This is a genomic window from Paludicola sp. MB14-C6 (genome assembly GCF_030908625.1).
GTDB lineage: Bacteria > Bacillota > Clostridia > Oscillospirales > Ruminococcaceae > Paludihabitans.
Genome location: NZ_CP133133.1, coordinates 1,163,762 through 1,187,060, shown reverse-complemented (window position 1 = coordinate 1,187,060; position 23,299 = coordinate 1,163,762). Strand labels below are relative to the sequence as shown.

22 protein-coding genes are annotated in these 23,299 nt (G+C 36.1%); 12 read left to right on the top strand and 10 right to left on the bottom strand.

Annotated elements, in window-relative coordinates; all coding sequences use genetic code 11:
• Positions 1-246: 246 nt before the first annotated feature.
• The gene (locus tag RBG61_RS05595) at positions 247-1,092 is read left to right on the top strand and encodes a VanW family protein (protein ID WP_307946563.1); all 846 of its coding nucleotides are present in this window, start codon (positions 247-249) and stop codon (positions 1,090-1,092) included.
• Between the two features lie 456 nt (positions 1,093-1,548).
• On the opposite strand, the gene RBG61_RS05590 is transcribed toward RBG61_RS05595, so the two are convergent.
• From RBG61_RS05590 to RBG61_RS05575, 4 genes are all read right to left on the bottom strand, one after another.
• Entirely contained in the window at positions 1,549-2,223 is a 675-nt protein-coding gene (locus RBG61_RS05590; protein WP_307946561.1) for a hypothetical protein, read from the bottom strand.
• A gap of 65 nt (positions 2,224-2,288) precedes the next feature.
• Entirely contained in the window at positions 2,289-3,125 is an 837-nt protein-coding gene (nadC, locus tag RBG61_RS05585; protein WP_307946558.1) for a carboxylating nicotinate-nucleotide diphosphorylase, read from the bottom strand.
• Between the two features lie 33 nt (positions 3,126-3,158).
• Positions 3,159-3,410, bottom strand: a complete 252-nt coding sequence (locus RBG61_RS05580) for a TfoX/Sxy family protein (protein ID WP_307946555.1) — start codon at positions 3,408-3,410, stop codon at positions 3,159-3,161.
• 21 nt (positions 3,411-3,431) lie between these two features.
• On the bottom strand, positions 3,432-4,898 hold the full coding sequence (locus RBG61_RS05575; protein ID WP_307946552.1) for an L-aspartate oxidase: 1,467 nt from the start codon (positions 4,896-4,898) through the stop codon (positions 3,432-3,434).
• Positions 4,899-5,330: 432 nt separating this feature from the next.
• Here RBG61_RS05575 and RBG61_RS05570 point away from each other — a divergent pair, with 432 nt between their 5' ends.
• From RBG61_RS05570 to ftsH, 8 genes are all read left to right on the top strand, one after another.
• Positions 5,331-7,694 (top strand): sugar phosphate nucleotidyltransferase, encoded by a 2,364-nt coding sequence (locus RBG61_RS05570; protein ID WP_307946550.1) that lies wholly within the window; start codon positions 5,331-5,333, stop codon positions 7,692-7,694.
• A 625-nt stretch (positions 7,695-8,319) separates the two neighbouring features.
• The gene (locus RBG61_RS05565; protein ID WP_307946548.1) at positions 8,320-10,281 is read left to right on the top strand and encodes a ribonuclease J; all 1,962 of its coding nucleotides are present in this window, start codon (positions 8,320-8,322) and stop codon (positions 10,279-10,281) included.
• A gap of 18 nt (positions 10,282-10,299) precedes the next feature.
• Positions 10,300-12,297: a DHH family phosphoesterase gene (locus tag RBG61_RS05560; protein WP_307946546.1), complete on the top strand. Its 1,998-nt coding sequence runs from the start codon at positions 10,300-10,302 to the stop codon at positions 12,295-12,297.
• Positions 12,298-12,415: 118 nt separating this feature from the next.
• The gene (gene rplI, locus RBG61_RS05555; protein ID WP_307946544.1) at positions 12,416-12,859 is read left to right on the top strand and encodes a 50S ribosomal protein L9; all 444 of its coding nucleotides are present in this window, start codon (positions 12,416-12,418) and stop codon (positions 12,857-12,859) included.
• 98 nt (positions 12,860-12,957) lie between these two features.
• Positions 12,958-14,316, top strand: a complete 1,359-nt coding sequence (gene dnaB, locus RBG61_RS05550; RefSeq protein ID WP_307946542.1) for a replicative DNA helicase — start codon at positions 12,958-12,960, stop codon at positions 14,314-14,316.
• Positions 14,303-15,685, top strand: a complete 1,383-nt coding sequence (gene tilS, locus RBG61_RS05545) for a tRNA lysidine(34) synthetase TilS (protein WP_307946541.1) — start codon at positions 14,303-14,305, stop codon at positions 15,683-15,685. The genes dnaB and tilS overlap by 14 nt, the downstream gene beginning before the upstream one ends.
• A gap of 34 nt (positions 15,686-15,719) precedes the next feature.
• Positions 15,720-16,286, top strand: coding sequence for a hypoxanthine phosphoribosyltransferase (gene hpt, locus RBG61_RS05540; RefSeq protein WP_373889728.1), 567 nt, complete (start codon positions 15,720-15,722; stop codon positions 16,284-16,286).
• 27 nt (positions 16,287-16,313) lie between these two features.
• Positions 16,314-18,350: an ATP-dependent zinc metalloprotease FtsH gene (ftsH, locus tag RBG61_RS05535; protein ID WP_307946540.1), complete on the top strand. Its 2,037-nt coding sequence runs from the start codon at positions 16,314-16,316 to the stop codon at positions 18,348-18,350.
• Positions 18,351-18,421: 71 nt separating this feature from the next.
• On the opposite strand, the gene RBG61_RS05530 is transcribed toward ftsH, so the two are convergent.
• From RBG61_RS05530 to RBG61_RS05515, 4 genes are all read right to left on the bottom strand, one after another.
• Entirely contained in the window at positions 18,422-18,607 is a 186-nt protein-coding gene (locus tag RBG61_RS05530) for a DUF6897 domain-containing protein (RefSeq protein ID WP_307946538.1), read from the bottom strand.
• 177 nt (positions 18,608-18,784) lie between these two features.
• Positions 18,785-19,819: a hypothetical protein gene (locus tag RBG61_RS05525; RefSeq protein WP_307946536.1), complete on the bottom strand. Its 1,035-nt coding sequence runs from the start codon at positions 19,817-19,819 to the stop codon at positions 18,785-18,787.
• A gap of 80 nt (positions 19,820-19,899) precedes the next feature.
• Positions 19,900-20,412, bottom strand: coding sequence for a spore maturation protein (locus RBG61_RS05520; protein WP_307946534.1), 513 nt, complete (start codon positions 20,410-20,412; stop codon positions 19,900-19,902).
• A complete protein-coding gene (locus RBG61_RS05515; protein WP_307946531.1) occupies positions 20,409-21,020 on the bottom strand; it encodes a nucleoside recognition domain-containing protein in 612 nt (203 codons plus the stop codon). The genes RBG61_RS05520 and RBG61_RS05515 overlap by 4 nt, the downstream gene beginning before the upstream one ends.
• A gap of 183 nt (positions 21,021-21,203) precedes the next feature.
• Between RBG61_RS05515 and RBG61_RS05510 the strand changes: the two genes are divergently transcribed.
• The gene (locus RBG61_RS05510; protein WP_307946528.1) at positions 21,204-21,449 is read left to right on the top strand and encodes an AbrB/MazE/SpoVT family DNA-binding domain-containing protein; all 246 of its coding nucleotides are present in this window, start codon (positions 21,204-21,206) and stop codon (positions 21,447-21,449) included.
• A gap of 143 nt (positions 21,450-21,592) precedes the next feature.
• Here RBG61_RS05510 and RBG61_RS05505 read toward each other — a convergent pair whose 3' ends face one another.
• Positions 21,593-21,976, bottom strand: a complete 384-nt coding sequence (locus tag RBG61_RS05505; RefSeq protein ID WP_307946526.1) for a helix-turn-helix transcriptional regulator — start codon at positions 21,974-21,976, stop codon at positions 21,593-21,595.
• 199 nt (positions 21,977-22,175) lie between these two features.
• Here RBG61_RS05505 and RBG61_RS05500 point away from each other — a divergent pair, with 199 nt between their 5' ends.
• Together RBG61_RS05500 and RBG61_RS14010 are read left to right on the top strand one after the other, a co-directional pair.
• Complete coding sequence (locus RBG61_RS05500; protein ID WP_307946523.1) at positions 22,176-22,403, top strand: hypothetical protein; 228 nt, start codon at positions 22,176-22,178, stop codon at positions 22,401-22,403.
• A 3-nt stretch (positions 22,404-22,406) separates the two neighbouring features.
• Positions 22,407-22,697: a sigma-70 family RNA polymerase sigma factor gene (locus tag RBG61_RS14010; RefSeq protein ID WP_373889738.1), complete on the top strand. Its 291-nt coding sequence runs from the start codon at positions 22,407-22,409 to the stop codon at positions 22,695-22,697.
• Here the strand turns inward: RBG61_RS14010 and RBG61_RS05495 are convergent.
• A complete protein-coding gene (locus tag RBG61_RS05495; RefSeq protein WP_307946520.1) occupies positions 22,689-23,225 on the bottom strand; it encodes a carbonic anhydrase in 537 nt (178 codons plus the stop codon). The two genes, RBG61_RS14010 and RBG61_RS05495, sit on opposite strands and share 9 nt — an antisense overlap.
• Positions 23,226-23,299 lie beyond the last annotated feature (74 nt).

Sequence of the window (23,299 nt, the reverse complement as noted above, 5' to 3'; positions counted from 1 at the left end):
CTAGGAATGACATATTGAGTCAATCCCGATTAGGTCATTGAAAAACAATGTAAACAGTAGGGCGGTGGCTTGCTGCCGCCGATAGGTTTTGTACTTTGCAAAACGGCAAGAGCAAGCCCTTGCCCTACAGAACATTTCTGATTGTGAAGTTATATAAAGAGCGATTGCAATTACCACGCAACGGTCAAAGATTGTTTCCTACAATGGACAGAGTGCAAACAGAGAACATATCAAGGAGGAAGTCATATGGATACCACGTATCACAATGAACAAGTAATGAAGCCTATTAGCCGCACCAAATTACGATTAAAGTTAGGCAAGTTCTATTATACAACAAGACGTTACCTTTCTTGGTGTAGTGGAAAATACAAGTTTGCAACGCAGCATAATGATGTGTTGTTACCCAATGAATATTTTTTTCATCAAACCCCATTACTTCGCAAATTAAAAGATGTTGATATGGTATTACAGGTGAATAAAATCACGAATTTAAAGATTGCAGTAAAAAAGCTGAATAACGTTGTAATTTATCCCGGAGAAACCTTTTCTTATTGGAAGCTAATCGGAAAGCCAACGGCTAAGAAAGGTTACTTAGAAGGAATGGTATTATTCTGCGGAACCTTTGCCCCAGGAGTAGGGGGAGGTTTATGCCAGCTATCGAACCTTATTTACTGGATGACAATTCATACCCCTTTAACGATTATCGAACGTTATCGTCATAGCTTCGATGTATTTCCCGATTCGAACCGTACGCAGCCATTTGGCAGTGGTGCTACTTGTGTTTATAATTATCGTGATTTAATGATAAAGAATGAAACCAATCAGCCTTTTCAGTTATATTTAGAGGTGACCGATCAATATCTACAAGGCAAATGGTTTGCCTTGCAGCAACCGATGTATTCTTATGAGGTATATGAAAAGAATCATAAGGTAGAGCTGGAATATTGGGGTGGATATAGCCGCCATAACTTATTGTATCGCAAGAAATATAATTGCTTTGGAGAATTGGTAGCGGATGAATATGTAGCTGAAAATCATGCAATGATGATGTATTCTCCGTTTTTAGAGTCAGGAGAGAGTAAATCAAAATAGGGAACAACAATGTGTTGTCCCTCAACTTGTAAAAAAATATAAGGCGCGAGTAAAAACGAAATAAAGAAGTATTTTTGCTGCGGAAATTGTTTTTTCAGAAATGACATAAAATAGAATTAGATTATTTAATCAATTTTTAATCGCGAGGAATAATTGCTGGTCGCATGACGATTTCCCCAAAAATTATCTAGGGGAGTAAATAAAGAATAATATAGCACAAGTTTAATCTTTACAGCTTTGCACAAGCATACGCGCGATGTCATATAAAAAACAATTTTGAGAAACAAAGCATTTTTTATCCATGCTTTTTGGGGCGATTGACAAAAAGCATGGTCAGGCTTGGGCGGATAGCCCAATATTGATAAAGTAAGAATGAACTTTAATCTGGGAATATAAAATAATAATTCGTTTTTCGACAGTCTTGATGCACCAAAATGTGTTGTCCCTATTATAATGCTAAAACTTTACACAAACCAAAACGCAGATTAAAATGATAATTAAAATTGACCAAATCAAACTGCCCCATTTAAATCGAATGTTTTTTTGGTATCGTTTTAATGAGAAAAAACAAAATAAGGAGCAATGCGGTAAAGACATTTTGCCTTGTTTGGTTTCGAGTTGAATACCACAGAAAGGGAGCTTTAAAAATGAGTTTCCGAAATCGACTTTATAAGTAGCAGAAATCACATCACTCCATGGTAGCATCATGGCTTCGGTATAGATATTGTCTTTTGTAAAAACACAAGAATAGCTGCCGAATGAACGATAGTTTAATATAGTGATTATGACAAACGTACCAAATGCAAAGGCTAAATTCATCATGCGGGTTCCGTCAATTGGCGTTCCTTTTATTAAGGAATAAATGCAGTAAGTCAATATATAACCAAGCAAAAAGTAGTTGATCCAATTTACTCGCAATCGACGTTGTCGCTTGCCTTCCACTTCGTGTAAAGGCTTTACATATCCACGTAATTCATATGGCTTACGATAATAAGGGCATCCCATATAGGCAAGCTCATACTTATTGAAGTTGGGGCAGCTAAATGTACCGCAAAGTTCAAAATCAATTCCTTTTGCACAGCTTCCGATTACTTTCTTATGTTGTTTGATATAGTAATTTTCATAATCCATAATTCATCAGTCCTTTTAAGCAAAGTATAACACAAAACTCCCTCCTAGAAAAGAGGGAGTTATTTTTATTGAATTTTCATAGAAATATCGAAACATTTTACAGAATGAGTTAATGCGCCAAGAGAAATAATATCAACACCGCATTCTGCAACTTGGCGGATATTTTCATGCGTTATATTTCCAGATGCCTCTAAAACTGCTCGTCCATTTGTGCGTTTTACAGCCTCTTTCATCGTGGCATAATCCATATTGTCAAGCATGATGACATCAGCACCAACCAAAAGCGCTTCTTCCAGCTCTTCTAAGCTACGAGTTTCCACCTCGATTTTCACCATATGTCCCGCTTTTTTCCTTAATGCGGTAACTGCATTAGTGAGCGATCCGTAAGCATCAATATGGTTGTCTTTGAGCATAGCGGCATCACTTAAATTATATCGATGATTTTTTCCGCCGCCGCATACAACCGCATATTTTTGTAATGGGCGAAGTAATGGAAGCGTTTTACGAGTATCCACAATACTAGCGTTCGTACCTTCTACTAATTTTACACAGCGATTTGTTGCAGTTGCAATACCACTCATATGTTGCAATAGGTTTAAAGAGGTGCGTTCCCCTTTTAACAAGATACGGGTTTTACCTGTGATTTCTGCAATGATATCACCTTTTATTACTGCGTCCCCATCTTTTTTATTAAAATTCACTTTTACGGTATCGTCCAGTAATGTAAATACTCTAGCGGCGATTTCAAGTCCTGCAATCACACCTTCATCTTTTGATACTAGTTTTGCAGTGGAAATGCTGTCTTCGGGAATTAGGTAATCGGTTGTAACGTCAATATAGTTAATGTCTTCTTTAATAGCACCTTTAATTAGGTCATCTACATAGAATTGTGGTAATAGCATGAATTATATTTTCCTTTCAGTTCTATTATTTGGTTAGAGGGTTTTATAGTAAGCTTTTAAATTTTGTTTTGTTTCTTCAGAGAGATAATGCCAGCGAATATCTTGTATTGCACCTTCAAGCGCACAAAGCACATTGAAACAAGCAGTTGAATCATTCAGACGAATACGAAAAAAAGATTCCTTGCTACCGATTGATTGAAGGTCTTCAATTGTATAAATAGATGCGTCATTCAATTTTTGCTCTAATACAGAGCCTATGTTGGGGAGCTTTGATAATTCGCCCATATATAACTCTCTTTTCCGTTATTATATTACTTCTTTTAATATCAAATACGCAACTGTTGCAAGTGAACGTGCTTCAACGAAATCACGGTTGACTAAGAAGTTTCCGCTTTCAATTTGGTTTAATAATTCGCCAATACGTTGAAATCCTTTTTTAGCTTCTTCTAAATTAGGTGTAACAAAATGGGATTGCTGCATAATGGAGCGGATTTCTGTGCGAATTCCGTGAAAAATCGGTTCACTATTGGCGTTTTGCTCAAAGGTATATGGTTCGATTTCAGTTGACTTTTGCTTGATTAGATGGTTAATTTCAACTGCACATCTTCTAGAGAAGACAATACCTTCTAACAAAGAGTTACTTGCTAGGCGGTTGTTGCCGTGGACACCCGTATGAGAACATTCTCCGCAAGCATATAAACCTTCAATTGAAGATTGTGCATTTTCATTTACATCAATTCCGCCCATTAAATAATGCTGACAAGGGAAAATCGGAATACGGTCTTTGGTTAAATCGTAGCCTTCTAAAAGTAAGCTGGCGTAAATCATAGGGAAACGCTTTTTAAGGTAGTTTGCATTTTTATGCGTAATATCCAAGTAGAAATTATTTGAGCCTGTGCGCTTTGCTTCTTCCATAATAGAACGAGAAACAACATCTCTTGGGGCAAGTTCTAATCGTTCGTCATAGCGGTGCATAAATCGTTGATAATTGCAGTTTAATAAATAAGCACCCTCGCCACGAACGGATTCGGAGATTAAGAAACTCTCTCTCGTATTTTTATTTGCAAATGCAGTTGGATGGAATTGAACCAAATGTAGATTTTTAATGGTAGCACCAAGGCGATATGCTAAAGCGATACCATCACCCGTTGCAATTGCAGAATTCGTTGTATATTCATAAACTCGTCCAATTCCGCCTGTGCACAAAACAACAAAGTTGGAATGGAGGGTGCTATGCATATTATTTTCATCAATAATATCTAAATGAAATGTATGGTTTGTTTTCTTTAAGTCGCAAACAACATGTTCTGATTGAACAGTAACATTTGGCAGCTTCGTTACCGCAAGAATAAGCTTGTCAACAATTTCTTTTCCGGTACAGTCCTTATAGTGTAGAATACGAGATTTCGAATGGCCACCTTCTAAGGTTAGGTGGATTTTACCCTCTGCATTTTTATCAAAATCAACTCCGTAGTCGATTAGCTTTTGTACGTCATCAGGGCCTTCTTCTACTAATATTTTTACATGTTCCTTGTCGTTTTGAAATCCGCCTGCAATTAAGGTATCTTCAAAGTGTTCTTCAAAACTATCGTTTTGTTTGTCATAAACTGTAGCAATACCGCCTTGTGCAAGGCTCGAATTACTTAAGGTAAGCTCTCTTTTGGTTAAAAGCAGTACTTTTAAGGATGGATCAAGATTTAATGCAGTATAAAGACCTGCAACACCACCGCCTACAATAATGACATCGTAATTTTGCTCTGTGATATTTTGCATGAAATTCACATCTCCTAAAGATTGTACATGAAATAGCTTCATGTGTATTACTACGAATTTTATTTAAAATCATAGTTATTCATGTTGAATTAACCGTTTAGATTATAGTTTTCAAAATAATAAAGAATCATTCTAAATGAAATTCGTATAAAACGATTAGATACGTTTTAACTAAAAAACGAACAATTATAGTAACGATACAAAAAGATATACTTATTCCATTATAGCATAGAAAATTCAAATGAAAAGGAATGTTAACGATTTAACGCAAATACTACGACTCTTACAAATTATAGCTAGATTATGTAAATAGGATTGTCGTTTTCGACAATATTACACATAACAATTTGATATTCTTTTGAATGATGTTAGGTAAATTGTGGGTATACTAAAATACGTTTAAAATTTACTAAAGAATTTGGAGTGAGCAACATGAATACAAAAAGCAAGAGAGAAGAGTGGGGATTACATGCGGCATTGCCAATTAAGGCATGCATTATGGCAGGCGGAAAAGGAACACGATTACAGCCGCTCACAATTGATATGCCAAAGCCATTGGCTACTTTACTTGGAAAGCCGATTGTGTTCTATATTATAGAGCTGCTACAAAAGCATGGCATACAAGATGCGGTTATGACATTAGGCTTTCAAGGACAAATGCTACAGCAGATTGTAAGTGAAAGTAAATATGTAAAGTCGATGAATATGGAGTATGTTCACGAAAAAACACCACTTGGAACAGCAGGCGGAGTTAAAAATGCAATGGGTAATTATGAGGGAACTCTGCTCGTTATCAGTGGAGATGCTATGTGTGATTTTGATTTAGCTAAGGCAATCGAGTTTCATAGACTAAACGATAGCGTTGCAACCATTATTGTAAAGCAAGTAGAAGATCCACGCGAATACGGACTTATTAATTGCAACATGCTTGGTAAAATAGAGGGCTTTATTGAAAAACCGTCTTATAAAAGCTGTACTTCTGATTTAGCCAGCACAGGAATTTATATTTTATCTTCCGAAGTGTTATCAATGATTCCTTCTGATCGTCCTGTTGATTTTGCAAAAGATATATTTCCCAAGCTCCTGAAAGAGGGTTACTCACTGTACGCTTATCAAGATCATGGCTATTGGTGTGATATTGGCGATATCAAGAGTTATACACAATGCCAAAAAGATATGTTGAATGGAATCGTACAATGTAATATAGAAGCAGAAAATTATCAAGGAATCTACGCAAAAAGAAAGCCGCATTTTAACGGTGTAACCATTCATCCACCGGTTTATATTGGCGATAAGGTAACCATAGGAAAAGAAAGTGTGATTGGCAAAGGAAGTATTCTTTGCGATCAAGTAGCAATAGGGCAAGATGTAACGATACAAGAAAGTATTTTACTAACCGGATGTCATGTGGGCGACCATGCCGTTGTTGAGGGCGCTGTTTGTTGCGATAATACTAAGATTGAGCGAGAATGTATCTTGCATGAGGGCAGCGTTATAGGAAGTGATTCCTTAATAAAATCGGGGGCAGTTATAGAAAGCGGAGTGAAAGTGTGGCCTAATAAAAGTGTTTCAGAGGGAATCAAGTTGCGGGAAGATTTACACTTTGGAATAGCAAAGGATATTACAATAGATGATGAAGGCATTATTGGACAAGCAAATGCTTTTATAACTCCTACATTATGCACTAAAATTGGTTCGGGCGTAGCAAGCTTGAAAGATGATTGCATTATTGGTGTTGGATATAGTGATAACTCAAGCAGTATTGCATTTTATTATGCAGTAATATCGGGTATATTAGCCGCAGGGGGGACTGCTTGGCTGTTTGATTGCTGTATTGAAACGCAATTTCATTTTTGTATGCAAAAAAGCATGGTCGATTTTGGAATATACATTGATGGTGGTACTGTTTCACGCATAAAAATTTACGAAAAAGGTGCAATGCCGACTTCTCGTCCAATTGAAAGAATGATAGAAGGCGCAATGAACCGTGGCGAATACAAGAGGGTAAGCGCAAATCAAATGGGTAATGTGGTAAATATGCAGAGCCTGAGGGAGTTATATGCAATTGAGCTTTTAAAGCTTTGTAATACTTCGTTGGAAGGCATTCGAGTTTGTGTAAAATCATCTAACTCTAAAGTGAAACAGTTGATGGAAGAGTGTTTGGTACGGCTGGGTTGCGAGCTGGGTGATGGAATTACAATTCGCATTACAGCTAGTGGAAATGGGATAAGCTTATCATATGAGGGGAAAAATTATTTATTTCATGAGCGGGTATTAGCTTTGGTTTGTTTAAGTGAATTTTTAAAGGGCGAGAGTGTTGCTGTTGCAAATACTGCGCCAATGATTATCGATCAGTTGGCGGCTGTTCATGGCCAATCTGTTTATCGGTATAATGATTGTCCATGTAATGAAGAAGATCATTATGCAAGGCAAAAAGCAATTATAAAGCCATTTTTACGCGATGGGTTAATGATGGCTGTTAAGGTATTGTCGTTTATGAAATCAGAAAATGTCGGCTATGATGAGCTTGTCAAACTAATTCCCGAGTTTAGCGTGAGCTCAAGGCTTGTAAGTGTTTCCATCAGCCCAAGTGTTATTCTAAAAAAGCTGGCTTGTGAGAAAAAAATAGAAAGTGAGGGCGTTATGGCAACTAAAGATGGGAAAACCGCTTATATTCGGCCAATTAAATCCGGTAAAGGGCTTATGATTTTTTCGGAAAGCTTTCAAAGTGAGACAGCTGTTGAAATTTGTGATATATTTGAAAATATGATTAAGGATACTCCACTTGACAGTTAAGCAGATTCGTTATAAAATAGTAGTACTATGGTAGTACGGATTTAGGCAAATTTTTTATGACATCGGACTCACGCTTATGTGTATATGCAATAGAACTTGAAATGACTCTTATTCTGCATGAGCCAGTAATCATTGCAAATATACAAAGAACAATCAGAATTTCGTTTCCAAACAAACTTCTCTAATAATAAAATCCCATGAATGAAACGAAAGCTATTGAGCACATTATAATATCATGTTGTATTGAACTGAATTTGATTACAACATATATTACACGAATTTTTATTGGTTTTAGTACTGTTTCAAAACCATATTTCCAATGCAAAAATATTCTTTGGAAATAAGAAAAGCGTGTGAATAACAAGGACTGTGCGGTAATGCCCTTGTTATACATAGGGTAACGAAAATGAAATAAAAACGGTCAAAATGCTGGCAATACATAGAAAGCAAGCACAGATAACGGTATCTGATCGAAACAATACAACAGCGCAAAGATGCGGTGTTTATTTGCGGTCGGCTTGTTTTGTATTCCTATTTTTCAGATGATTGCATAACAAAATCATGTTCCTTTTTCGTTGAAGTCTGAAATTAGGTATTACCACGAAATTAAAGTGAGGTAGAATAAGTGAATAAACCAAAACAATCAGCACAAGCTGAACCAAAGCAAGCACCTCCAGTTGCTAGCTTTTTAAAAAACCCAAATACAAATCAAAAACCGGTAACACCTAAAGCAACAAAGACAGCTACAAAAGCTGCTCATAATGCAAATACTCCAAAAGCAACAGTTAACCCAAAGCCACAAACGGCAAAGAAAGCGCAACCCAAAACAATAAAAGCAACAAAAACGAATACAAAATCGACCAATCCTACTCGCACAACCAACACTCAAAGAAGAACAAAGAAACCGAGCAATAAAAATCAACAGGCTCAAGTTCCAATTCGTGTTATTCCGTTAGGTGGATTGAATGAAATCGGTAAAAACATGACAATGTATGAATGCCAAGGTGATATGTTCATTGTTGACTGTGGACTTGCATTCCCTGATGCTGATATGTTAGGCGTTGACTTAGTTATTCCTGATTTTACGTATGTTGAAAAAAACATTGATAAAATAAAAGGTATGGTTATTACCCATGGACACGAGGACCATATTGGAAGTATTCCTTATCTATTAAAGAAATTTGACATTCCAATCTATGCTTCTCCATTAGCAATCGGACTCATTAAAGGCAAGCTAAAGGAGCATGGATTATTAAATAAAGCAAAACTTCATGTAGTTGCACCTCGTCAAAAAGTGAAAATGGGCTGTATGACAATCGAATTTATTCGTGTTAACCATTCCATTCCCGATGCAATGGCAATTGCGATTCATTCTCCTGCAGGAATTATTATTCAAACAGGCGACTTTAAGGTGGATTATTCTCCGATAGAAGGCGAAGTAATTGATATTGCTCGTTTCGCTGAACTCGGAAGTGAAGGCGTATTATGTTTGCTTTCAGATTCAACAAATGCAGAGCGTCCTGGATCAACAGTTTCCGAGCGAAAAATCGGTCAGTCTTTCCAAGGGCTATTTAGTAATGCAGAAGGAAAGCGCATTATTATTGCTTCCTTTGCATCTAACATTCATAGAATTCAACAAATTATAGATTGTGCTGAGAAATTTGGAAGAAAAGTTGCGGTATCTGGTCGCAGCATGGAGAACGTTGTTGCTGTTGCAATCGAACTTGGCTATTTAACGGTTCCAAAAGGTTTGCTCATTGATATCGATGCAATTAATAACTATCGTAGCGATCAACTCATTATCATTACAACGGGTTCTCAAGGTGAGCCGATGTCTGCATTATCTCGTATGGCATCAGGCGATCACCGTAAAGTAGCAGTTACGCCGAATGACTTTATCATCATTTCTGCAACTCCAATTCCGGGTAATGAAAAACACGTTACACGTGTTGTAAATGATTTATTGAAATTAGGAGCAGATGTTATCTATTCTGCAATGTATGAAGTCCACGTATCCGGACACGCATGTCAAGATGAATTAAAGATGATGCTTGCAATAACAAAGCCAAAATTCTTTATTCCTGTGCATGGTGAGTTTAAGCATTTAAAAGCACATTCAAAGCTGGCTACTGATATGGGCGTTGATAAGAATAATATTCATATTGGTGAAATTGGTCAAGTGATTGAGCTTACTCAAGACTCAATGAAACTGGTTTCTACTGTAGAAGCAGGACGTGTATTGGTAGATGGATTAGGTGTAGGCGATGTTGGTGCAATCGTATTAAGAGATCGCCGCCATTTAGCACAAGATGGATTGATTATTGTTGTTATGACAATGGAAAGCGCATCTGGTGCATTACTTGCAGGTCCCGATATTGTTTCAAGAGGATTTGTATATGTACGGGAAGCAGAAGAGCTGATTTCCGAAGCTAAAGTTGTAGTAAAAAATATTTTAGATAAATGTTTTGATGAGGGCATTCGAGATTGGGCAACCATTAAGATCAACGTTAGAGATGGTTTATCCAACTTTATTTATAAGAAAACAAAACGTGGTCCAATGATTTTGCCGATTATTACAGAGGTTTAATGTCACAAAGGAGTAGTAATGAAACGAAAAAAGTTTTGGTTTATTAAGCCGATTTATATTATTTTAATGGCAATATCTGTTTTTGTAACAGGTGTAATCTATTTTTACAACAAGCCGTTATTTTATATTTTATTGCCAATTGTACTTGTAGCGGTTGGCTATAGCAGTTATCGCCTTATTCATGTACAAACCGAACTTTATCAAATGATTACTACTATGGGAAAAGCGGTGACAGATTCCCATGATGCAAGCTTAATCAACTTTCCGTTGCCGTCTATGATTGTGAGTGAACAGAATGAGGTTCTTTGGTATAATGAGATGTTTAAAGACAATATCATCATACGAGGACAAGATATTTTCGGAGCAAACATTCAGTCGGTATTCGGAAAAGATATTTATGGAATTGGAGCAAATCAAGGCGTAACAATACAATACAATCAGCATTATTACCGACTTTATAGTATTTGTTCAGGCAGTCATACAAAGCCAATGTATATGGTATACTTTGTAGATGTTACCGAACTACAAGTAAATATGCTAACCATGGAAAGTAAGCGTCCCGTTGTAATGATGGTATTGATTGATAACTATGATGAAGCAATCGGTAATGAAAATAACAGTATGGAATCACGCTTAATCGGTGAGGTTCGAGATACAATACAAGATTTTGTAGATAAAACAACAGGCTTTATTCGCAGGTTGGATCGTGACCGTTACATCATGATGATTGAAAAAGAAAATCTAGAAGCAATTATTCAAAATCGATTTGATGTTTTAGATAAGGTTAGAGAGATAGGTGCAGCCGGAAAAACTCCCGTTACGTTGTCTATTGGTGTTGGAGTTGTTGAAACAACATTCAGCAAAGCAGAAAGAGAAGCACGCCAAGCACTTGATATGGCTTTAGGACGTGGCGGTGACCAAGCAGCAATTAAAACGGAAAACGGCTATGAATTCTTTGGTGGATATTCAAAAGGCGTTGAAAAGAGAACTAAGGTTAAAACCAGAATTGTAGCTTCCGCATTGGTTGAGTTGATTAAATCAGCTGACAATGTGCTTATCATGGGTCATAAATTTGCTGATCTTGATTGTTTAGGATCTGGAATTGGTATGGCGAAGGCAGCATCTTATTATAATAAAAAAGTAAATATCGTTTTAGACTCCAGACGTAACTTGGCGGAAAGTCTTGTTAGAAAATTAGTAGAAAACGATATGCAGAATTTAATTTGTTTACCCGATATTGCAATTGATATGGTTACAGATAAAACCCTACTGATTATTGTGGATACGCATACGCAAGTATTGGTTGAAAGTTCTGCAATTTATAAAAAAGCAAAGCAAGTAGTGGTTATTGATCATCACAGAAAAATGGTCAATCATATTGAAAACGCAGTTATCTTTTATCATGAGCCATATGCCTCTTCAGCATCAGAAATGGTGACTGAGCTAGTGCAATATTTTGGTGAGCAGTGTGTATTAACCTCCTTAGAGGCAGAAGCATTATTGGCGGGCATTATGCTTGATACTCGGAACTTTGTCATAAAAACGGGTGTAAGAACCTTTGAAGCTGCAGCATACTTACGAAGACTAGGCGCCGACACTGTTGAGGTACGCAAGCTATTTGCCTCAACAATGGATACTTATCAACGAAAGACAAGAGTCGTTTCGAGTGCGGAAGTCTATAAGCAATGTGCAATTGCAGTTTGTGATTTCGTTTCAGATGATTTAAGGTTAATTGCTCCTCAAGCAGCAGATGAATTACTTGGGATTAACAATGTAAGTGCATCTTTTGTGTTATATGAACAAGACGATAATGTAAATATTTCTGCTCGTTCAATGGGAGATTTAAATGTTCAAGTATTGATGGAAAAACTCGGTGGAGGAGGACATCTTACAATGGCAGGAGCGCAAGTTCCGAATTCCTCTTGCGACAAAGTACGACAAACGTTACTTGAAATTATCGATCAAACACAGTTAAAAGAAAAACCCGAGTTAATAAATCAAGTTAATATCAAATAAGGAAAAATGCAGTTTGAAAGATTTCTTTTCAACTGATTAAGTGTCATTGCTATCAGATGGTAATAGCAATTTCAGCTTTGCTGGAATCGGCACAATATAGAAAGGAATAGGTATTAGTATGAAAGTTATTTTAAAACAAGATGTAAAAGGCTCCGGAAAAGCGGGCGATTTAGTAAATGTATCAGATGGATATGCAAAAAACTTTTTGTTTCCTAAAGGTCTTGCAGTAGAAGCCAGTGTTGCTGCTATTAACGAGAAGAAAACAAGAGATAGCGCAGCAGCTCATCACGCACAGGTTGAAATAGACAATGCGAAAGCACTAGCTGCAAAGCTGAACGATCAAACAGTAACCATTCATGCAAAAGCGGGTTCTAACGGTAAACTGTTTGGTGCAATTACAACCAAAGAAATTGCCGAAGAAATTCAAAAAGCGTATGGCGAAGAAATTAACAAAAAGAAAATTACAACAAAAGTGGATATTAAAAACTACGGAAGCTATACCTTTGACATCAAGTTACATGCCGGCGTAACCGCAACAATGAAGCTTGAAGTTGAGGAATAAAAATAAGGTTAAGTCTATGCCCAAAAGGGTATAGGCTTTTCGTGCTTTTTGGCAACAGGTTTTTTCATAAAATGTAAGATAAAATAATGGAGGAACATATGGCTGACATTCATACGATGGACACACAACTGAACAATCTTCCCTATAGTTTAGAAGCAGAGCAGTCTGTTTTAGGCGGCTTACTGTTGGATCCCGAATGTATTTCTACGGTGCTCGAATACATCACAAAAGCAGATATGTTTTATCGCCAACAACATCGGGATTTATTTGCTGTGTTTTTAAATATGTTTAATTCAAGCAAAACAATTGATTTTATAACCGTTTTAGATGAAAGCATTCGTGCAGAAGCATTTGATTCTCAAGAGAGTGCAAAGTTATATTTGGTTTCTTTAATGGAACTGGTACCAACAACTGCAAACATTTTGGAATATTGCAGAATTGTGCAAGAAAAATACTATATTCGAACGTTAATTATTGCTTGTTCTGAGATTGCTGACCGTGCATCCGACGGAGATATAGAAGCAAAACAGCTTTTAGATTTAGCAGAACAACGTATTTACGATATACGACAAGGAAAAGATGCAAGCGCATTAACTAAAATTGATACCGTTATCATAGAAGCATACGATAGACTGGTTAAATTAACTGGTGAAGATAAAGACCAATATCTAGGATTGCCAACGGGCTTTAGTAGTTTGGATTACTTGATATCCGGCTTGAATAAATCAGACTTAATTTTGGTTGCGGCTCGTCCTGGTATGGGTAAAACTTCGTTTGCTTTAAACATTGCAACCAACGTTGCGTTGAAAAGTAAAAAGGACGTAGCAGTATTCTCACTTGAGATGTCGAATGAGCAGTTGGTAACAAGAGTATTATCCTCTGAAGCTCGTATTAAGAGTGAACAGCTACGAAAAGGAACATTATCGGGGGACGAATGGGTTAAGCTTGCAACCAGTGCAGAGGTTTTATCTAAAACGAATATGTATTTGGATGATACCGCCGGTATTACAGTAGCAGAGATGAAAGCAAAGCTTCGCAGATTGAGGAACTTAGGTTTAGTAGTAATTGACTATTTACAATTGATGTCGAGCGGTAAGCGCACTGAAAATCGTGTGCAAGAGATTTCCCAAATGACAAGAAACCTAAAAATTATGGCAAAAGAGCTGAATGTACCCGTTATTTTGTTATCTCAGTTATCTCGTGCTGCAGAGCAGCGACAAGGACACCGTCCAATGCTTTCCGACTTAAGAGATTCCGGTTCTATCGAACAGGATGCTGATATTGTTTTATTCTTGTATCGAGAAGGCTACTATGAAGAAGATGTTGAGAATAAATGCCTTGCACAATGTATTGTTGCCAAGAACCGTCATGGTTCAACCGGCGATGTGGATATCCGTTGGATTGGAGAATATACACGATTTGAAAGTTTGGAGTTATTGAGAGATGAGCCATTCTAGTATGACAGACAGTTTTGAAAAAAAGTTAGATTTAAAAATAAAGCGAACAATAAGAGATAGCCAACTGCTTGATGTCGGCGATAAAATTGTAGTCGGTTTATCAGGCGGAGCAGATTCCGTTATGTTATTGCATTACTTAAAATATGGACTTCAAATGGATGTAGTAGCGTGTCATATCAACCATAACTTAAGGGGCGATGAAAGCGCTAGGGATATGCACTTTGTAATGGAGCTTTGTAAGGATTGGGATATACCTCTTGTTATTCAAGATGTCGATGTGGCGTTATATGCTCAACAAAATAAAATGACAATTGAGCAAGCCGGAAGGCATATTCGTTACGATTCATTTGCAAAAGTAGCTCTAGATTATCATGCGCAAAAAATTGCAACTGCTCATACATTATCCGATAATGCAGAAACTTTATTGTTTCATCTTGTAAGAGGAACAGGGCTAAAAGGATTATGTGGTATTCCGATTAAAAGGGATGCGGTAATTATTCGCCCGTTGATTCATATTACAAGGCAAGAGGTTGAAGAGTATTGTTTATTACATCATTTAAATTATGTAACAGATTCTACAAATCTAAAGCGAATTTATACTCGAAATAAAATACGGCTTGAAGTATTGCCAAAGCTATATGAAGTGAATCCACAAGTATATACTGCAATTGACCGCACGATTACAACATTATGCCGTGAGCAAGAGTATTTAGAGCAAATGGCGTTGGAAGCATATGAAGATGTGGAACGTTCAGGTGAATTGTCCATAGATAAATTAAAGGATTTACATGAAGCAATTCGTATGCGCGTTATAGCGAGGTTTTTAGATCAAAATGATATTGAAGTAACTAATGATTTGGTTGAGCAAGTAAACCAAATGGTATTCAAAAGCAAGGGTAAAATAAATGTGAAAGCGACAATTTTTCTTGCAATAGAAAAGCATCATTTAGTTGTAATGGATAGCAAACAAATCCTAGAGTATTTTGAACAGCCATTGGAGCTCGGTGAATTCATCGCTGCGAATGGAGAAAAATATGAAATTGCGGTTCATTCTATAGACGAAATGATTCATATAAAAAAAGTTTATAAAAATTTATTATATATTTACTTAGATTATGATAAAATAAAAGGTAAGTTGGTTATTAGACAGCGCAAGTTCGGTGATAAAATTACGCTTGCAGGGCGAGGTGGCACTCGTTCTTTGAAAAAATTATTTATTGAAAGCAAACTAACGGCAGCACAGAAATCTCGTGTATTGATATTTGCAGATGAAGAGTCTGTTATAGCGGTAGAAGGTTATGGTGTAGATGAGCGAGTTTCTTGTTGCGAAAATACACAAAACGTGTTAACATTGATAAAGGTTGAATAAAAATTACTTTAAAATGTTCTAAAAAACAGGAGATATGGAGAAACAAACGAATATGAAAGATGATATTTTGAAGGTACTTATTTCAGAGAAAGAACTTTCTCAAAAGGTTGAAGAATTAGGAAGACAAATCAGTCAAGACTATAAAGATAAGAATTTATTAATGGTAAGCGTATTAAAAGGATCAATTGTATTTATGGCAGATTTAATGCGTGCAATTGATGTATATGCTGAAATTGACTTTATGAGTGTTTCTAGCTATGGCGGTGGAACTAAAACTACAGGTGTAGTTAAAATTTTAAAGGATTTGGATATCAATCTTGAAGGCAGAGACCTTTTAATTGTAGAGGATATTTTAGATAGCGGTTTAACATTAAGTTATATCAAGAGCATTTTGCTCGAGCGTCAACCAAGTTCAATTAAGATTTGTACGTTATTAGATAAACCGGAACGTCGCCAATCTGAAATTGTTGCGGATTATATTGGTTTTCAAGTACCAGACGAGTTCGTTGTAGGTTATGGATTAGATTATGATGAAAGATATCGTAACCTTCCTTACATCGGTGTATTGAAACCTGCTGTTTATACAAATAAGGAAGAATAACAACAAAGAATACATTAGATTAAGGAGATGATATTTTTGCAGAATAAGAAAAAAACCATACTCTTGTATGTGGGCGTGTTAGCGGTTCTATTAGTGGGTGTATTGGTAATGTCTACTATGATAAAACCTGCCGGAGTTACTTATAAGTATTCGGATATTGTATATATGTTTGAAGAAGGTTCTGTGAAGCAATTTTCATTGAATTTAGGAACAGGTGAATTGAAATTAAAGCTTGATTCCAATCATGCTAAAACTGCAAGCTATAAAGAAACCAATAAGGATAAAGACGGCAATAAATATATTGTATATAATGTAGGCTATGCTCAAAAGTTTTTAGACGATACTAAGCCTGCAATTGAAAAATACAACAAAGGCAAAACCGATGCAAACAAATTGCAATTTGAACTGATTCCTGCAAAGGATCGTTCATGGCTGTTAACTGTCATTCCAATGTTGGTTTCATTGCTTTTGGTTGGCTTTCTTTTCTTTGTTATGATGCGCCAATCAAATGGTGGCGGAAAAATCAATCAATTTAGCAAAGCGAATGCAAAAACAATTCAATCAGGCAAAAAAACAACTTTTGCTGAAGTAGCTGGTGCAGATGAAGAAAAAGAAGAGCTTTATGAAATCGTTGAATTCTTGAAACGACCGGATAAATTCAATGAATTGGGCGCTCGAATCCCAAAAGGTGTTTTATTAGTGGGTCCTCCGGGTACCGGTAAAACATTATTGGCAAGAGCAGTTGCTGGTGAAGCCGGTGTTCCGTTTTACTCTATTTCCGGTTCTGACTTCGTTGAAATGTTCGTTGGTGTCGGTGCATCAAGAGTAAGAGATTTATTTACAACAGCTAAGAAGAATTCCCCTTCTATTATATTCATAGATGAAATTGATGCGGTAGGACGTCATCGTGGCGCTGGTTTAGGCGGTGGACATGATGAAAGAGAGCAAACATTAAATCAGCTTCTTGTTGAGATGGATGGTTTTGGTGCAAATGAAGGTGTCATTATCATTGCCGCAACAAACCGTAGAGATATTCTTGATCCGGCTTTATTACGTCCGGGACGTTTTGACCGTCAAGTTGTTGTTGGATACCCAGATGTAAAAGGACGTGAAGAAATCTTAAAAGTTCACGCAAGAAATAAACCTTTAGGGTTTGATGTTGATTTAAATAAAATTGCAAGAACGACTGCAGGATTTACGGGAGCAGACTTAGAAAACTTATTGAACGAAGCAGCACTACTTGCTGCAAGAAATCATAGAAAAGCAATTACTGAAAAGGATATTGAAGCAGCAACCATAAAAGTAGTTGCTGGTCCTGAAAAGAAATCGCATAAGATTAGCGATCATGATAAGAAAATCACATCATACCATGAAGCAGGACATGCAGTTGCAACTTATTATTGTAAAACCCAAGACAGTGTTCACGAAGTATCTATTATACCTCGTGGAATGGCTGCGGGATATACAATGCATCTACCAACAGAAGACAGAATGCATATGTCTAAAATGAAAATGCAAGAAAGCTTAACAGTACTATTGGCTGGACGTGTTGCGGAAGAAATATGCTTAGACGATATATGTACAGGTGCTTCTAATGATATTGAGCGTGCAACGCAAACAGCACGTGATATGGTAACTCGTTACGGATTTAGCAATACTTTGGGACCAATTGTTTATGGTCAACCAGAAGGCGAAGTATTCTTAGGTAGAGAGTTAAATCACCAACGCAATTATTCTGAGAACGTTGCAAAAGAAATTGATGCTGAAATTCGTACATTGATTGATAATGCATATGAATCAGCAAGAGATATTCTAACAGCCCATAGAGAACAGCTCGAGCTAGTTACAAAGTGGCTATTGGAATATGAAAAAATTGATTCTACTACTTTTGAAAAGTTGATGAAGGGCGAATTAGAGTTTACTCCAAGCGCTGAGAAAATAGAAAAACCAAAAGAAGAAACAGTGGATAAAAAGGAAGAGAAAAAAGAAGGCAACCCATTGGATGTTATTTCTCCTGAGGTTGAAGACTTTATGAAATCCAAAGATGAACCACATGTAGAATAAAAACATCAATGGCTCTCCGTTTGGAGAGCCATTTGCTATAGAGAAAAGCTAGCCAATTGGCTAGCTTTTCTCTATTTTCCTTTTCTGGATGTTTCTATAGCGGTAATAAAGTCTATATTGATGAGCTTCTTTTTACCATTGTATTCAAGTTCCAGCCAATTATCTACTATTCTGGTGATTGTACCATAAGCTCCTGTACCTGAACAGTTTATAGTGACACATTGTCCAACATATCCAAGGATTAACTCGTTATTCATTTTTAAACCTTCTTTCTTTCGTTTGCGAATTCGAATGGCATGTATGTTTTGCCTCAATCGAAAGGCTTGCGTATTGTTTATTAATACTACTATTAGTGGTAGAAAAATTGCAACCCATACAGGGAAAAAATTCGATGATTCCGTATTGATACCCCCTTTTGTTTTATACTTATATTGTTATAAATACTTTTGAATTGCAGCATCACTATGCTCTTTTATATAATCTTTTTCAGCTTGTTCCATAATTTCGGCTAAGAGTGAATCAATAGAGTTTTCTGCAGCTTGTGGGGTTGGAGTAACATCTTCCGTAACCGGACATGTGTCTTTCTTGGTTTCAGTATTCGATTTGGACGGAGGCTGTTCAAACTCGATTTCACCTGTATGATAATAGGTGAACAATTCTTCGACTGTGTTAAATTCATGTATTTTAGGTTCCGTTGTCGTTGTGTTGTTTTGTACACGTGAGTAATCTAATGTACTTGAATGAGAACGATAGTTATTTTGATACCTTGCCGCTATGAGCGGAGTTCTGATTGAGCCTTGCGAAGATGAGATTGAGCGAGGTTTCATTATGGGACTTTGTTCTTCTTCGCTAGCTGTTTTTTCGGATTCAATTACCTCAACGTTATGGGAAGAAGGAATATCTTTTTGTTCTGATTCGATATTTTCTATCGGGTGGGGCAAAACAGGTTGTTGGCTTATAGCTGCTTTTTTGCGTTTCCATAGATAAATCAATATAATACTTAGTGCAATAATCGCAAATCCACCAACAATACAAATCATTGCTGTAAGAAGTCCTGCTTGCGTGGTTAACGGAGCAAAGACTCCACCCCAAAAACTGCTTTTGGAAAGAACAACGCCTTTAATTTGAGGAGAATCAATTGCTATTGTTTTGTTGCTTTGCTGCAATGTGATGCTACTAGAAGTAGTATTTAAAACAACATCAACAAATGGGACTGACTGGTTATCGGAATTCGTATGATAATAAAGAACTTGATTCCCTTTTTTGATGGTAGTATTTTGACGAATGATTAACAAATCGGTCTTTTTAGGATTGCCATTGGCATTATTTTGATATAGGACAGCGGAATGGCCAAATAATTCTTTTTGAGTATTGGCATTAAAATAAAGTAAACTGATGCTGACAAATAAAAGCAAAGCTATAATTGTAATATTGATTATCGTTATTACTATATGTATACACTTTTTCATAAGTCGGATGCCACCTCATTTCATCAAATTCTGTCGACTTAACAAAAGTATATAACATATTTGTAAGATATTCAAGAAGGTTAATAGAAAAGTAGATAAACAAGTAGTGAACTCATAATAAATCCAACTAAATCGCCGGTTAACGAGCAAGCAAGAGTATGACGAGTCTTTTTGATTTGGGTTGCGCCATAGTAAACAGCAATCGTATAGAATGTAGTTTCAGTTGAGCCCATTAAAACGCTGGCGATTCGTCCAACTAAGCTGTCGGGGCCATTTGTCACAAGTACATCTTTATAAATACATAATGCTCCACTCCCTGAAATAGGGCGGAGTAATGCTAGGGGGATAATTTCGTTTGGTATATGAAAAAGAGAAGTGATGGGTTGAATTGCATAGGTGATTAAATCGATTCCACCTGATACTTTAAACATTCCTACGCAAGTCATTAAAATAATTAAGGTCGGAAGAATGCGTATGCTTGTAGTCAAACCTTCTTTTGCTCCGGCGATAAATTCATCAAAAATATCTACTTTTTTAATCATACCATAAATGAGTATAAAACCAAAAAAGCAGGGGATAATGAAGTTAATCATTTGTTTCCTCCAATTAACCTATGTATAGGGAAAAAGCGATTTAACGTATAGGCTAGCATAAGCGCAACAGTAACAGATAAGAGCGACGAGATCAATATTGCGGGAAGAACGTCAAGTGGCGTTTGTGAGCCATATTTCAACCGTAATGTAGCAATGGTGGTAGGTATCAATTGAATGGATGCCGTATTTAAAACAACGAGCATAACCATATGGTTTGAAGCAATTCCTTTGTCATTTTCCGGAACATCCTTGTTAAGCTCGGTAATTGCGGCTATGCCTAATGGAGTTGCTGCATTACCAAGCCCTAAAAGATTTGCTGTGATATTCATACTGATTAATTCAAGTGCATATGAGTTTTTATCGAGTCCTTTAAATATGAGTCTCGTAAGTGGAGATAATAATCTACTGATTTTTTTTGTTAAGCCTGATTTTTGCGCAACACGCATCATTCCGCTCCAAAGACATATTGAGCCAGTAAGTGTAATTGCTAGTTCTACTGCTTTTGTACATTCAATAATTGCGCTGTTGCTTACATCACCCATCTTGCCGTTTAAAGCTCCAAATAATATAGCAAGAATGATAAGCACCGTAATTACCCATTTCATCATAGCGTGTTACCTTCTTTTATTAAATTTAATTAATTATATGAAACTTGTTCATAAAATATTAAATACTTTTATTGTACAAATCGTTGACTATTTCTGTAAAATAATGTATAATGTATTCATAGAAACAAAAAACATGTAATTTAGTGCAATTTTTAAGAGATTTTTGGGAAAGGAAGGGATATTATGAAATCTACAGGTATCGTTAGAAAAATCGATAACTTAGGAAGAGTAGTTTTACCAATCGAATTGAGACGTATTTTTGATATTGACAAGGAGGATCCAGTTGAGATCTTTGTTGATGACAACTACATTATGCTCAAAAAATATCAACCAGCTTGTATCTTCTGCAATGATGCGAAAGATGTAGTAAACTTCAGAGGCAAAAACATTTGTGTGAAATGTCTTGAAGAAATGAAAACGAAAGCTTAATTGTAATATTTTTACATGGATCATTTCTAATAATTCAAACGGCTATAAGAAATCTATGATTTCCTATAGCCGTATTTTGTTTGAATTAGTTCAGGTGTAACCTAATTAAATTGAAAGCCACTTGTCCAATATAGTTCAATCCGTCATTCCGCACTTTTTAAATGAGGTTTCAGTTTTTTTAATAATGCTGTTTTAACTGAATCTTCAATAATATTAGATAAATCTGCAAGCTCTTGCGCTGTATAACAATCTGCACTAAACATAAGTGCCGGATTATCCATAAGATTTTGCGTGATTCCTTTTGCCATAGAATCCACATCAAAGCTGGATACCATATCATTTGCGCAAATTAAATAATCAACAGAAACATCGAATATTTGTGCTATGCGGAGAAGTGTTTCAGGGTCGGGATCTCTTCGTTCTTGTTCATACATTCCAATAGCACTGGCAGATATACCAATCAATGAAGCAAGCTCGCTTTGCTTCATTTTTTTTTGCAATCTTAATTCTTTAATTCGGTTTTTCATATGTTAATATCAATCCTTTTCTATGGGTTAAGAATATATCTTGTAGAAGCTGTCAAGCTGTATTTCATTGATATAACAATATCATAAACCAATTTAATTGTCAATGTTTTCTAATGAATTTATTGACATATCACACAATTCGTGTTATCATAAAATTATAAATAACACGAATTGTGTGATAAAGTAAAGGAGTTGGAATGTGAGATTGGAAAGCTTGGCAAATGAGTACATGAAATCGGCTGAACTTTTAAAGGAAAGGGTAAATGGCCTTAAAAAACTGCAAAAGACCAAAAATTTTGAGGAACAGCAAAAAATCGAAGATCGGATTGTTTTGCTGGATGCCGAATATTATCATCTACTGAATATTGCAGCATATTTAAATCAATATTACGAAAAATCAGAGAATTGTAATCAACTGGAGGTGTAACTCATAAAAAGAACAAGCTTTGATGAAACCCAACTACTAGTTACAATACCAAAGGAAGAGGACGGCGAGAATAACCAAAATCAAAGGCAACAGTTGAAAAAAATTATGCGGCAAATAATTTGTAATGATTTATCGGAACGTCAAAAGCAAATTTGTTATTTATATTATTATAAAAGGCAAACGATACCGCAAATTGCATCATTACTGGATGTCAATAAATCTTCTGTTTCAAGGACACTTGCAAGGGGATTACATAATGTTAATGAACGGATTAAATATTATAAATTAAGATAGTATAAAACTTAATTGGTTATCTGATAAGGAGTAATATAATGGCACAATTTCAATTTTAGGATATTTTTTTGAAAGCCGTTGTGCTTCATCTACAACAAATTCCGCTTCGTTATCAATTTCAAACATGGGTGCATAATTCAAAAAATGCTCTTCTGCACGTGATTTATCCCAACCTGCATTTTGCACAAGTCCATCAATAAATTGTGTTCGTTTGGACATTAGGTTTACCATACCGCAGCAATCATGTGCAATTAAAGCAACTTGCTTAATTCCGCCAATCGCAATTGCATAAGATACTTTGAATTCGCTGTATCTTAAGTTGGCTCCTCCTGTTCGAATAATATATGCAAAATTTTCAGGAATTCTAAGCTGTTTGCGATTGTCCATACACATACTTACAAGAAGTTGTGCGGAATGATATTCATCTAGTTGCTTCCCGAGGTTTTGATATTCTATTAGTTTTCCGAGTGGTGTATTCTGATATTTTTGTGGAATTTGGTCTTGAGAAGTAATCTTAATAAGCTGCATATGCTCGCCTCACTTTTGTTATTAATTATTTCCATTTTAGCTGAAAACAATAATATATGCAACTGTATTTATAT

What these genes read in the sequence shown, in the direction of transcription:
- RBG61_RS05595 (WP_307946563.1), top strand. Translation starts at nt 247, where the DNA reads ATGGATACCACGTATCACAATGAACAAGTAATGAAGCCTATTAGCCGC.
- RBG61_RS05590 (WP_307946561.1), bottom strand. Translation starts at nt 2,223, where the DNA reads ATGGATTATGAAAATTACTATATCAAACAACATAAGAAAGTAATCGGA.
- nadC (WP_307946558.1), bottom strand. Translation starts at nt 3,125, where the DNA reads ATGCTATTACCACAATTCTATGTAGATGACCTAATTAAAGGTGCTATT.
- RBG61_RS05580 (WP_307946555.1), bottom strand. Translation starts at nt 3,410, where the DNA reads ATGGGCGAATTATCAAAGCTCCCCAACATAGGCTCTGTATTAGAGCAA.
- RBG61_RS05575 (WP_307946552.1), bottom strand. Translation starts at nt 4,898, where the DNA reads ATGCAAAATATCACAGAGCAAAATTACGATGTCATTATTGTAGGCGGT.
- RBG61_RS05570 (WP_307946550.1), top strand. Translation starts at nt 5,331, where the DNA reads ATGAATACAAAAAGCAAGAGAGAAGAGTGGGGATTACATGCGGCATTG.
- RBG61_RS05560 (WP_307946546.1), top strand. Translation starts at nt 10,300, where the DNA reads ATGAAACGAAAAAAGTTTTGGTTTATTAAGCCGATTTATATTATTTTA.
- rplI (WP_307946544.1), top strand. Translation starts at nt 12,416, where the DNA reads ATGAAAGTTATTTTAAAACAAGATGTAAAAGGCTCCGGAAAAGCGGGC.
- dnaB (WP_307946542.1), top strand. Translation starts at nt 12,958, where the DNA reads ATGGCTGACATTCATACGATGGACACACAACTGAACAATCTTCCCTAT.
- tilS (WP_307946541.1), top strand. Translation starts at nt 14,303, where the DNA reads ATGAGCCATTCTAGTATGACAGACAGTTTTGAAAAAAAGTTAGATTTA.
- hpt (WP_373889728.1), top strand. Translation starts at nt 15,720, where the DNA reads ATGGAGAAACAAACGAATATGAAAGATGATATTTTGAAGGTACTTATT.
- ftsH (WP_307946540.1), top strand. Translation starts at nt 16,314, where the DNA reads ATGATATTTTTGCAGAATAAGAAAAAAACCATACTCTTGTATGTGGGC.
- RBG61_RS05530 (WP_307946538.1), bottom strand. Translation starts at nt 18,607, where the DNA reads ATGAATAACGAGTTAATCCTTGGATATGTTGGACAATGTGTCACTATA.
- RBG61_RS05525 (WP_307946536.1), bottom strand. Translation starts at nt 19,819, where the DNA reads ATGAAAAAGTGTATACATATAGTAATAACGATAATCAATATTACAATT.
- RBG61_RS05520 (WP_307946534.1), bottom strand. Translation starts at nt 20,412, where the DNA reads ATGATTAACTTCATTATCCCCTGCTTTTTTGGTTTTATACTCATTTAT.
- RBG61_RS05515 (WP_307946531.1), bottom strand. Translation starts at nt 21,020, where the DNA reads ATGATGAAATGGGTAATTACGGTGCTTATCATTCTTGCTATATTATTT.
- RBG61_RS05510 (WP_307946528.1), top strand. Translation starts at nt 21,204, where the DNA reads ATGAAATCTACAGGTATCGTTAGAAAAATCGATAACTTAGGAAGAGTA.
- RBG61_RS05505 (WP_307946526.1), bottom strand. Translation starts at nt 21,976, where the DNA reads ATGAAAAACCGAATTAAAGAATTAAGATTGCAAAAAAAAATGAAGCAA.
- RBG61_RS05495 (WP_307946520.1), bottom strand. Translation starts at nt 23,225, where the DNA reads ATGCAGCTTATTAAGATTACTTCTCAAGACCAAATTCCACAAAAATAT.